The sequence below is a fragment of the Bacteroidota bacterium genome, from assembly GCA_030706565.1.
Lineage (GTDB): Bacteria > Bacteroidota > Bacteroidia > Bacteroidales > JAUZOH01 > JAUZOH01.
In genome coordinates this window covers 1-11,770 of the sequence record JAUZOH010000097.1, presented here as the reverse complement: position 1 = coordinate 11,770, position 11,770 = coordinate 1, and the positions used below count along the sequence as shown (strand labels likewise).

Genomic DNA, 11,770 nt, shown 5'->3' with positions numbered 1-11,770 from the left:
GAAAGCTAAAATTTCTTTCTGCCGGTGAGGACTTTCTAAGTTATAGCTAATCAGATAAAATTTTTTTAATAAACAGATTCTCTGAAGCATTGAAAGGGACAACTCTTTCTCACGAAGAAATTCATAAAAGGCTTTATATTCATGGTCTTTCATGAATTTTAAAAAATATACCCAGGCCGTAGGCAGACAGTTTTTGATAAGAGTTTTAAGAAATCTCATATTTTTTATTTGAACCTGAGTTTGATTAAAACCACCTCGGATTTCGTTCCAATCCTGAAAGGGGCACCCCATAAGCCAAGTCCTGAAGTAACATAAAATTGTGTGTTGTCTTTTCTCAGGTATCCATATCCGTCTTCATAAATGGAATGAATAATCAGATTGAACGGCCAGACTTGCCCGTCATGGGTATGGCCCGAAAGTTGAAGATCTATATGATTGCTGATGGCTTCTTTAAGGTTCCGCGGTTGATGGTCCAACAGAATCAAAGGCAAAGCAGGATCCAGATTTTCTGTTAGATGGTGCAGGCTTTGCCTGTGTTTGTTGGAGAGGTCATCGCGGCCGATTAAGTATAGGCTGTTTTTAATTTTTATTGCTGTATCGCGAAGGACTGTGATCCCTGATTGTTGCAAGTAAGCACAACTTTTTTCAACATTTCCGTAATGTTCGTGATTGCCTGTAATTGCATAGACACCAAGTGGCGCTTTAAGTTTCCTTAACTCTTCACTCATGTTCTGCTGGACCACCGGTTTTATATTCCGGTCTATCACATCGCCTGCCAGTAAAATCATGTCGGGATGAAGTCCCTCAATTTTCCCTACAAATTTTTTCAACCTTTCTTTTCGCACCACATCACCCAGATGTAAATCGCTGGCGACGGCAATTTTCAGTTCTTTTAGCTCTCCGGCATGCTTGGGAATTGAAAGTTGAAGTACTGTTGTCTGTGGATTTGAGAAGCGCAGGTAACCTATGAAGAACGCAATAATTATAGAGGCAAGGACAATGATGAAAGCCATAATTTTAACTTTCAGGTAATGGGCTGTAATGATTGCCGGGAATATTCCCCAAAAATGATTTGCCAGACGGAGCAAATCAAAGAATATCAGGAAAATAAAAATATAAACCATGGAAATCATCCAGGAAACTCCGATTACCTGTAAATCGCCTGAAACTTTAAAAGGCAGCTGGTGTTCAAAAATCATTCCGGCAAAGAATGACAAAACAAGTAAAAGGAAAATGGCTATGTATAAGCTGCGCAGAAGGGATATTTTTGGCAGGGCCTGCCATCCCCTTAAAAAGATATAATAACAGAAGCCGAAATAAATACTTAAAACCAAACCAATGGCAACTATTCCAAAAAGTAGCCTGTGCATACGCAAATACTTTAGTACAACATCAAAGAAATCTACAGCAAACTTACTTCTTAATTTTATGTCTGCTTAGATTTAGTTTAAATATTTTTAATCTTTTAAAACTAAGTAAAATAGGACTTAATTTTTTAAGCGTTTATATTTCTGAATTTTCTTATTGAAATTAAATTTACTTTTGCATGGGTAACCCTGAATTATTTTGAGGTAATATCAGGTTGATAAATTATTCTCATGAGGATTAAAAAGCAACGGAGTTCAGGCAGATTGATTTTTTATTAATATATTTTTAGATGTTATTTAAAGATATTATTGGCCAGCAAGATGTCAAACAGCGATTGGTACAGTCGGTGAAGGAGAACAGGATAAGCCATGCCCAACTGCTTTTGGGGCCTGAAGGTTCCGGGAACCTTGCATTGGCGGTTGCTTATGCTCAGTTTATAAGTTGTGCCGATAAAAAAGATGATGATTCCTGCGGTTTATGCCCAAGTTGCCGGAAGTATCAGAAGCTGATTCATCCCGACCTCCATTTTGTTTTCCCTGTCAATAGTACCACGTCGGTAAGCGATAATTTCATCGCACAATGGAGGACCACCCTGCTCGATAATCCATATATGAGTTTGAATCAATGGTATGAGGCAATAGGGATGGACAATAAACAGGGACTGATCCCTGTTCGCGAAAGCGATGAGATAATCCGTAAACTTAACATGAAATCCTATGAGTCGGAGTACAAAGTCATGATTATGTGGATGCCTGAAAAAATGAATGTTCAGACAGCCAATAAATTACTTAAAATGCTTGAAGAACCTCCGGCCAAAACTTTGTTTCTGCTGGTATCCGAAAGCACAGGAGATATTTTGCCCACCATTTTATCGCGGACCCAGATCATCAAAGTTCCCGGGATTGATAATCACAGTCTGGCCAAGGCTCTGGGAGCCCGCTTTCAGCTTTCGGAAGAAGCAACCGGAAATATCGTGCAACTGGCAAATGGCAATTATATCCGGGCTCTTAATTTGATCAATGAAGGTGAAGAAAGTGCATACAATTTCGAAATGTTTGTGAAGATTATGCGGCTTTGCTGGAAACGCGATGTTTTTGGAATAAACGACTGGGTGGATGAAATTTCAAAGATCGGACGTGAAAGGCAGAAACGTTTTTTCTTAAATTCATTGAGGATGGTCAGGGAAAATTTTCTGCTTAATCTAAATAATGAACAGTTGATTCACCTTACAGCCAAGGAAAGAGATTTTTCCATGAATTTTCATAAATTTATCAATTTCAAAAATGTGGAGCAGATAGCCCTGGAATTTAATAAAGCTTCTGCCGATATTGAATGGAACGGAAATGCGAAAATCGTATTTTTCGATATGTCACTAAAATTAATTCAATTAATTAGAAAGTAAAAATCATTATTTTTGTAAATTACTTTCTAATTAACAGGTAAGCATATTAATTATGGACGATAATATATTTTATTCAAGGGGTAACTTTCATTTGCCGGAAGAAAGTGAGGAATCCTCCTGCAACAACTGTACGAAAGGTGGCTGCAATAAACTGGATGTCTGCGACTGGTTCGGAGATATCCCCCAGGCCTCTGATTATGACGTGGTGGAAGTTCGTTTTAAAAATACCCGTAAAGCTTTTTATAAGAATGTCAACAACCTGAGGCTCAGAAAAGGGGATATTGTTGCGGTTGAGGCTTCTCCCGGGCATGACATTGGGATTGTTTCCCTGACCGGGGAATTGGTAAAGTATCAGATCAAAAAACTGGATTATAAGCTGGATGAAGAAGAGCTAAAGAAAATTTACCGCAAAGCCAAAGATGTTGATATAGAAAAATGGAAAGAAGCCATGCGGCTTGAATTCCCGACCATGTTAAAAGCCAGGAAAATTGCCTCTGACCTTAACCTGGACATGAAAATCGGGGATGTGGAATATCAGGGCGATAAGACCAAGGCTATATTTTATTATTATGCCGAAGATCGTGTCGATTTCCGTGAATTGATTAAAATTTTTGCCGAAACATTTAAGGTCAGGATAGAGATGCGCCAGATTGGTGCCCGCCAGGAAGCAGGCAGAATAGGTGGTTTGGGAACATGCGGCCGGGAATTGTGTTGCACAACCTGGATGTCTAATTTCATCTCTGTTACTACCAATGCGGCCCGTTACCAGGAAATATCCCTGAATCCGCAGAAGTTGGCCGGACAGTGCAGCAAACTTAAGTGCTGCCTGAATTATGAACTGAAGTCTTACCTCGATGCCAGAGAAAATTTTCCTGATTCAGAGGTGCCGCTCGAAACCACCAAGGGGCCTGTTTATCATCAGAAAAACGATATTTTCAAGAAAATCATGTGGTATTCTTACAACAATAATAAAGAATCAAACACTGATTTAATTCCTATTCCTGTTGAACGGGTCAGGGAAATTATGAAGCTCAATAAGGAAGGCAAAAAAGTTAATGAACTGGTTGCCGAAACTCAGGTTCAGCCTGCTAAGCCTTTGGATTTCAATAATGTCGTGGGGCAGGATAGTCTGACCCGTTTTGAAGAGAAGCGGAAAAATGAAGGCAAAAAAAGGAGAAGAAGAAGATAAACAATCATAAAAACTCAATTTCATTCAGATACAAGAACTTACAAAATGGTTAATTTTTTAAAGAAAATATTAATTCTGGCATTTTTATCTATAGCTTTTATTTCGTGCGATTCCGGTCAGGTATATGAACAGAATATCCAGATTCCTAATAGTTCGTGGAGCCGGTTTTATAAGGCTAAATTTAAGGTCTCTATTTCCGATACCCTTACTTCAAATAACCTGTACATCAACATAAGAAATTCGGGCAAATATTCTTTCAACAATCTTTTTATCTTTATCAAAACCATTGCTCCTTCGGGAGAAAGTATAAAGGATACGGTAGAGATAAAACTTGCAGATAACCATGGAAAATGGTTGGGTAAAGGCCTTGGGGATATTAAATTCCTGCGGGTACCTTACAAAAAGAATGTCCGTTTTCCGCGCCCCGGGACTTATACCTTTGAGTTTGTCCAGGGAATGCGTACCGATAATCTTAAGGATATTACGGATATCGGGCTCAGGGTTGAGAAGATGAAGTAAGGACGATTCCCGCCCTGATAGAATATTTATTGTCAATAAAATACAAACTGAACTAAATTAATTTTTGTGGCAAAGCATAAATTGGCAAGGTTTGCGCAGATGAAAACCTTCGGCAATGTTTTAGAACCGGCTTTTGAAGAGTGTTTTAGAACAGATTATAAGCTCAAGGGCAAGTGGAACGAGCAATATTTTAAAAATGACCATCCCATAGTCCTTGAACTGGGCTGTGGAAAAGGTGAATATACAGTAGGACTTGGGAAAAAATATCCTTTAAAGAATTTTATCGGGATAGATATTAAAGGTGCCCGGATGTGGCGGGGAGCTAAACAGGCCCTGGAAGGTAATCTTACGAATGTGGCATTTCTCCGGACAAGAATTGAATTTATCAATTCTTTTTTTGCAGAAAATGAGGTCAGCGAAATCTGGATCACATTTCCGGACCCCCAATTGAGGAAAGGCAGGGCGAACAAACGGCTTACTTCTTCGCGGTTCCTTGCGTCATACAAGCAATTTTTATCTGATGAGGGTTTGATTCACCTGAAAACGGATAATGATTTTCTGTACCATTATACCTTGGACGTTGCACAACTCAATAAGCTGGAGGTACTTGTTCATACAGACGATTTGTATAATTCTGTCTTCAGGGAAACCGAAGAGTCAGACATCAAAACCTTTTATGAACAACAGTTTCTTGAAGCCGGCTTGAGCATCAAATATCTTAAGTTTAAGTTGAACAGGACAATGAATTTTGAAGAACCCTCTGAAAAATAATAATTCCGGCTTTTTTGAACAGGTATACGAGGTTACCCGGCAGATACCTGTGGGAAGGGTAACTTCCTACGGGGCAATAGCCAGGTTTCTGGGTTCGGCCCAGTCGTCCCGGATGGTGGGCTGGGCTTTAAATAATTCTCATCATCTTGATGCATTTATCCCTGCACACCGGGTTGTTAACCGGAAAGGCTTTTTAAGCGGTAAACATCATTTTGAAGGCAGCCGGGTAATGGAACAACTTCTGGAGAGTGAAGGCATCCATGTGGTAAACGACCAGATCGTGAATTTTGAACGGCTGTTTTGGGATCCTTCAGTTGAATTGACTGAGGTTTAAGAAAAATCAGACCCTGATCATTCATGATGATATTGGCCGGTGCTGCCCTCCTGACTTTACTTTTATCCGGTGGGCATGAAAAGTAAATCATTCGCTTTTCAACAATTCCTGTATTTAACTGTTTACATATTGTGTTTTTACTGAGTATATTTGTCAGGGTTTGAAGATATTTCCCCGTTTTAATCAAATTTATAAGCAAATCTTTTAGGTTTGCAATTCTAATTCATTATATAAATCTATGATATCAATTAGTCAGGAAGAAGTAATTAAAGTATTACAGCAAATAAGGCATCCGGAAAAAGGGAAGGACATTATTTCCCTTGACCTGGTTAAGGGATTGGCCATCGGTGAAAAAGAAATCAGTTTCACTTTATACCCTTCCAAAGTGGGTGACCCTTTGTTGTCGTCAATAAAAAAGGCCTGTATTCAGGCTTTAGCAGGGCAATTTGGCAAAGATATTTCTGTTGAAATCGATATTGCCCAACCGGATAATAAAGTTGCAGCAGAAGGGAAGAAAGTTTTAACGGGGGTAAAGAACATAATCATCATTGCTTCAGGTAAAGGGGGAGTGGGTAAATCGACCGTTGCAGCCAATTTGGCTGTGGCAGTGGCCGCAACAGGGGCAAAAGTGGGATTGATAGATGCCGATATTTTTGGGCCTTCAATTCCTAAAATGCTCAATGTTGAGTTTGACCAGCCTATGGTAAAAAATGTCGATGGCAAGGATATGATTGTCCCTGTCGAACATTACGGAGTGAAAGTTTTATCCATTGGTTTCTTTGTGGATGAAAAACAACCGGTCATCTGGAGAGGCCCGATGGCTTCGGGCGCACTGAAACAGCTTATTGAACAGGGCGATTGGGGCGATCTGGATTATCTGTTTATTGATACACCTCCCGGCACAAGTGATATACATATTACCCTTGTACAGGAAATCCAGGTTACGGGGGCTGTGATTGTAAGCACCCCCCAGAAAGTGGCACTGGCTGATGCAATTAAGGGTTTAAACATGTTTACAAACGAAAAGATCAACGTCCCGGTTTTGGGCCTGGTCGAAAATATGTCGTGGTTCACTCCTAAAGAATTGCCCGGTAATAAGTATTTTATTTTCGGCAAGGAGGGTTGTAAGGAACTGGCAAGAAGTATGAACGTGCCTTTGTTGGGGCAAATTCCTATTGTCCAGGGTATTTGCGAAGGAGGAGACCTGGGTATTCCTTCTGTACTTGATGGAAATTCAATGGATGGCAAAGCATTTATTGAACTTGCAAAAAATCTGATTGAACAGGTAAAATTGAGAAAATCAGTGGAGGAAACCACGAAAAGTTAGATTATTTAAACTTTTTACCACTCTATTAAAAAGTAATTCATGAACGAATCAAAAAAAAGCCTGATCGAGGATAAAGTAAATGTTGCACTTGAGAGTATTAGGCCTTATTTGCAGTCCGATGGCGGAGATATTCAGGTAAAAGAAGTAACTGACGACCTGATTGTCAAAGTGAAATTTATTGGTGCTTGCGGAGGTTGCCCTTTTAATCTTCAGACATTTAAAGCCAGTGTTGAACAGGCTATAAAAAAGGAAATTCCTGAGGTTAAAGAAGTAATAGCAGTGGATTAACGGCATTTTTAGGATAAAGAAAAGGGCATGGATGCCCTTTTTTTATCTTTGATAAAATATGTCCGTTTAATTTTAGTTTGTATATTTAACGGTGTTAATCTATAGTTGGTTTAAATTTTGACAGGAAGAATTACATATTTTTTATCTTCTCTTTGTGTTCTGTTTTTTCTTTTAACCGCTTGTTCGGTTAAAAAAAATAATATGGCAACGCGGGCATACCATAGTATTAATACCAAATATAATGTGCTTTTTAACGGTAGCGAAAGTTATAAAAAAGGGGTTAAAAAAATTGAACAGTCAAACATTGATGATTTTTCAAGAATTTTACCCGTTTTTGTATATCCTGACGAGAAGACAGCAGGTACCATTACTTCGGATATGGACAGGACTACGGCAAAATCCTCAAAAGCCATTACTTTGCATTCCATTAAAGCCAAACCTCAATATAAACAGAAAATTCTCACACAAAGGCAAAAAGAATTTCTGAATAAAAAAGAATACAATTGGTTTATTGATGATTGTTACCTGTATATTGGGGAAGCTCATTTCTATAAGCGCGAGTTCCCGGCGGCTTATGAAACCTTTTCTTTTGTCTCAAAAAATTTTCCTGAAAAAAAGAGCCATTTTGAGGCGGAAATCTGGCTGGCCCGTACTTGCAATGAAACAGGTGACTATCGCGAGTCAGAGAAGGCATTGTTAAACCTGACTGGTATTTCATCGCTTCCTAAAAGCCTTAATGCTGAGTTGAATAGTTCGCTTGCCGATTTATACCTGAAACAGAAACAATATGCCAATGCTATTCCTTATTTGCAAAAGGCTTTGAAAAAGACTTACCGTAAACAAAAAAAGATCAGGTATACTTACATTTTGGCTCAGTTGTATCAAATTACCGGCGATCCGGAAAAGGCTTTCGCGTATTTTGGAAAAGTCATCAAGATGAATCCTCCTTATGAGATGACTTTCAACGCAAAAATAAACCGGGCTGTGAATTTCGAAAATGGGAAAACGGATAGCAGGGAAGTAAGGTCTCAACTGAAAAAAATGTTGAAAGACGAGAAAAATAGAGAGTTCCAGGATCAGGTTTATTATGCATTGGCTAACATCGACTTTAAAGAGAATAAGCTGGATGATGCAATTGCAAATTATAAAAAATCAGTAACCATCAGCGTTTCAAACAACAACCAGAAAGCTGTTTCCTGTCTTTCCCTGGCTGATATTTATTATGGCAGGCTTAATTATTTACCTGCTGCAGCTTATTATGACAGCGCTGTAATGTTCTTAAATACTGCTTATCCTGATTATAATAAAATTGTAACCCGTGCCAAATGCCTTACCCGCCTTGCTACTGATGTACATACCGTGCAATTGGAAGACAGCCTGCAGAAAGTGGCCAAAATGAGCGAATCCGAACGCCTCGCATTGATTGACAGGGAAATTAATAAAGTAAGGGTCGATGAGCAGAAAAAGCAGGATGAGGAAAATACACGGCGGCAGGCAATGTATGAAGATATGCAAAACATAAACAATTCGCAAACCACCAAATCCTTGGCGGGTAAATGGTATTTTTACAGCCCTACGGCCCTGGGTTTGGGCATGTCGGAGTTCCAAAACCGTTGGGGCAAGCGTAAACTTGAAGATAACTGGAGAAGAAAAAATAAAAGCATTGCCTCCATTTCACCTGAAGAAGGCAACGAAGAAACGTTGGATAAAGCTGTGACACAAAATGCTGTAATGAAGGCGGCCAAAAAGAAAGTTTTAAGTAATACCAGCAGGGACTTTTATCTTCAGAATATTCCCCTCACAGATTCGATGATGGCCCTTTCAAATAACAAAATTCTGTATGCTTTATATGCTGTGGGCGATATTTACAGGGATGAGCTAGATGACACCGGACAGGCTGCAAAGGCTTATGAAGACCTGGTCAGGCGTTTCCCCAAAAGTGACCTGGCTCTTCCGACCTATTATAAACTTTATAGTTTATATAAATCGGCCAATAACCCTGCAAAGGCTGATCTCTATAAAAACTTGATCATTACTCAATTTGGCGATAGTAAATATGCCCACCTGATTACCAATCCAAATTATTTAAAAGAAATTGAGGCTAAGGAAAACGAAGTGGATAAATTTTATCAGGAAACCTACGATTTGTATCAAAAAGAACAATATCCCGGGGTAATTGCCCATGCTGAGCAGGCAGAAGCCAGATTTAAGGATCATCCCCTTATTGATAAATTCAGGTTCCTGAAAGCCCTGTCTCTTCAGAAAACTAGCGATATGAAAACATTCCGGGCTTCATTAAACAGTTTGGCTTCTTCGGCTAAAGATTCTTCTGTAAGGACCAGCGCTGAAAAAACCTTGTATTATCTGGACAACCAGTTCCCTGTGATTAAGGAAGAAGAGGATAAAAAAGTGGCAGAGGAAATTTATAAATTTAATCTGAAGGAAAAACATTATTTGGGTATAGTGATTAACAGAGACGCTAATTCTAATCAGCTGACATTCAATCTGATTAATTTTAACCTGGATAAATTTAGTAACGAGAATTATACGGTGAGCACGGATAACCTGGATAGAAATAGTATCCTGATAACGGTAAAAAGTTTTGATGATGGAGAGAAATGTTTACAATATTTCGATCAGCTTTCTCAGAATACTAACCTTTACAAGGATGTAAACCAGATGTTTTCACAGGCTTTCGTGATTTCCGAGACAAATTATAACACGCTGATTCATGATAAATCGGCAGGTAAATACATTATATTTTTCAAAAAGAACTATAAACGATGAGAAAGACTCTGATACTTTGGGTAGACGATGAGATCGATTTGCTAAAGCCGCATATTCTGTTTCTTGAAGAGAAGGGATATGAAGTGGTTACGACAAACAACGGATATGATGCAGTTGACCTGGTGAAAGAGAAAAATTTTGACCTGATCTTTCTGGATGAGATGATGCCGGGTCTCAGCGGTTTGGAAACTTTGGACAAAATTAAAAGCGTAGCGCCCAATCTTCCTGTGATTATGATTACAAAGAGCGAAGAGGAGGATATCATGAACGCTGCGATAGGCTCGAAAATCTCTGATTACCTGATAAAACCGGTAAATCCCAATCAGATTCTTTTGTCTATTAAAAAAAATATCGAACAGAAAAGGCTGGTTTCTGAAAAAACAACCACTGATTATCAGACCGAATTCGGCAAAATCGGGATGGCCATCAGTATGGCAGCAGATTATCAGGATTGGATAGACATATACAAAAAACTGGTTTATTGGGAGGTTGAAATTGCAAAATCACCTGATTCAGGGCTGCATGAAGTATTAAAGCTGCAAAAAGATGAAGCAAATAATGCCTTTGTAAAATTTGTAAAGTCGAAATATACTTCCTGGTTTTCGCAAAACGATCAGCCTAAACCCTTAATCTCTCCCAATATATTTAAAAGTACTGTTTTCCCTTTATTGGAAAATGGCGAAAAGGTTGTTTTTATCTTGATAGATAATTTCCGTTTCGACCAGTGGAAGACCATTGCTCCTGTCATTAATGAATATTTCACGATTGAGAAGGAAGACCTTTATTATGCTATCCTGCCAACTTCTACACAGTATGCCAGGAACGCTATTTTTTCCGGGCTGATGCCTTTGGAAATATCCCAGCTTTTCCCTGAATTGTGGACTGAAGAAGATGATGATGAGGGGAAAAACCTGTATGAGGAAGAACTGTTGCGCAAACAAATTAACCGTAATGGCGAAAAATGCAAGATGCAGTTTGAGAAAATACTGAATTTAAAGGCTGGCAAAAAATTGGTGGATAATTTGGCCCAGATGATGAATAATGATTTGTCCGTGATTGTGTACAATTTTGTAGATATGCTATCGCATGCACGGACGGAGATGGAAATGATCAAAGAACTGGCCAGCGATGAAGCTGCTTACCGCTCGATTACCCTTTCCTGGTTTCAGCATTCCCCCTTGTTCGAATTTATGAAAGGAATTTCACATACTAACCTTCATATTATTCTTACTACCGATCATGGTACTATCCGCGTCAATAATCCGGTTAAAGTGGTAGGAGATAAGCGGACTACCACCAATCTCAGGTTTAAGCAGGGAAAGAATTTAAACTATAACAGCAAGGAAGTGTTGGAAATTAAAGATCCAACTTTAGTACATTTACCCAAAGATAATCTGACTTCAACATATATCTTTGCAAACCGTAATGACTTTCTGGTTTACCCGAATAATTACAATTACTATGTGAATTATTACAAAAATACCTTTCAACATGGAGGGGTTTCGATGGAAGAAATGATTGTTCCTTTGATTACATTGAAAACTGGGAAATAGTTTTTGCAAATTTTTTTTAAATGGAAAATATAGAACTCAATACCTTAAATGATTTACCCAAAGTCGCAAGGGAAATATTGAAATATTGCAGTACCCGCAAAATAGTTGCCTTCTATGGTGCAATGGGCGTTGGAAAAACAACGGTCATTAAAGCTATTTGTAAAGAATTACAATCTGTGGATGAGGTTACCAGTCCAACTTTTGCCTTGGTTAATGAATATCACACTCAAAG

General features: G+C 38.7%; 11 protein-coding genes. 10 read left to right on the top strand and 1 reads right to left on the bottom strand.

The window, feature by feature from the left end; all coding sequences use genetic code 11:
• Window positions 1–224 precede the first annotated feature (224 nt).
• Window positions 225–1,370 carry a metallophosphoesterase gene (locus Q8907_07005; protein ID MDP4274010.1) on the bottom strand — a complete coding sequence of 382 codons (1,146 nt, stop codon included), beginning with the start codon at window positions 1,368–1,370 and terminating at the stop codon, window positions 225–227.
• A gap of 287 nt (window positions 1,371–1,657) precedes the next feature.
• Between Q8907_07005 and Q8907_07000 the strand changes: the two genes are divergently transcribed.
• The 10 genes from Q8907_07000 to Q8907_06955 all read left to right on the top strand — a co-directional run.
• Window positions 1,658–2,770, top strand: a complete 1,113-nt coding sequence (locus tag Q8907_07000; protein MDP4274009.1) for a DNA polymerase III subunit delta' — start codon at window positions 1,658–1,660, stop codon at window positions 2,768–2,770.
• 52 nt (window positions 2,771–2,822) lie between these two features.
• Window positions 2,823–3,959: a regulatory iron-sulfur-containing complex subunit RicT gene (gene ricT, locus Q8907_06995; GenBank protein MDP4274008.1), complete on the top strand. Its 1,137-nt coding sequence runs from the start codon at window positions 2,823–2,825 to the stop codon at window positions 3,957–3,959.
• Between the two features lie 45 nt (window positions 3,960–4,004).
• On the top strand, window positions 4,005–4,478 hold the full coding sequence (locus Q8907_06990) for a gliding motility lipoprotein GldH (GenBank protein MDP4274007.1): 474 nt from the start codon (window positions 4,005–4,007) through the stop codon (window positions 4,476–4,478).
• A gap of 66 nt (window positions 4,479–4,544) precedes the next feature.
• Entirely contained in the window at window positions 4,545–5,249 is a 705-nt protein-coding gene (gene trmB, locus Q8907_06985) for a tRNA (guanosine(46)-N7)-methyltransferase TrmB (GenBank protein ID MDP4274006.1), read from the top strand.
• On the top strand, window positions 5,227–5,583 hold the full coding sequence (locus Q8907_06980) for an MGMT family protein (protein MDP4274005.1): 357 nt from the start codon (window positions 5,227–5,229) through the stop codon (window positions 5,581–5,583). Before trmB ends, Q8907_06980 begins: the two co-directional genes overlap by 23 nt.
• 238 nt (window positions 5,584–5,821) lie before the next feature.
• Window positions 5,822–6,910 carry an Mrp/NBP35 family ATP-binding protein gene (locus Q8907_06975; protein ID MDP4274004.1) on the top strand — a complete coding sequence of 363 codons (1,089 nt, stop codon included), beginning with the start codon at window positions 5,822–5,824 and terminating at the stop codon, window positions 6,908–6,910.
• A 39-nt stretch (window positions 6,911–6,949) separates the two neighbouring features.
• Complete coding sequence (locus Q8907_06970; GenBank protein ID MDP4274003.1) at window positions 6,950–7,198, top strand: NifU family protein; 249 nt, start codon at window positions 6,950–6,952, stop codon at window positions 7,196–7,198.
• 201 nt (window positions 7,199–7,399) lie between these two features.
• Window positions 7,400–9,985: a tetratricopeptide repeat protein gene (locus tag Q8907_06965; GenBank protein MDP4274002.1), complete on the top strand. Its 2,586-nt coding sequence runs from the start codon at window positions 7,400–7,402 to the stop codon at window positions 9,983–9,985.
• On the top strand, window positions 9,982–11,538 hold the full coding sequence (locus tag Q8907_06960) for a PglZ domain-containing protein (GenBank protein ID MDP4274001.1): 1,557 nt from the start codon (window positions 9,982–9,984) through the stop codon (window positions 11,536–11,538). Before Q8907_06965 ends, Q8907_06960 begins: the two co-directional genes overlap by 4 nt.
• A 20-nt stretch (window positions 11,539–11,558) precedes the next feature.
• Window positions 11,559–11,770: tRNA (adenosine(37)-N6)-threonylcarbamoyltransferase complex ATPase subunit type 1 TsaE (locus Q8907_06955; protein ID MDP4274000.1), on the top strand; the 212-nt coding region annotated here is incomplete at its 3' end.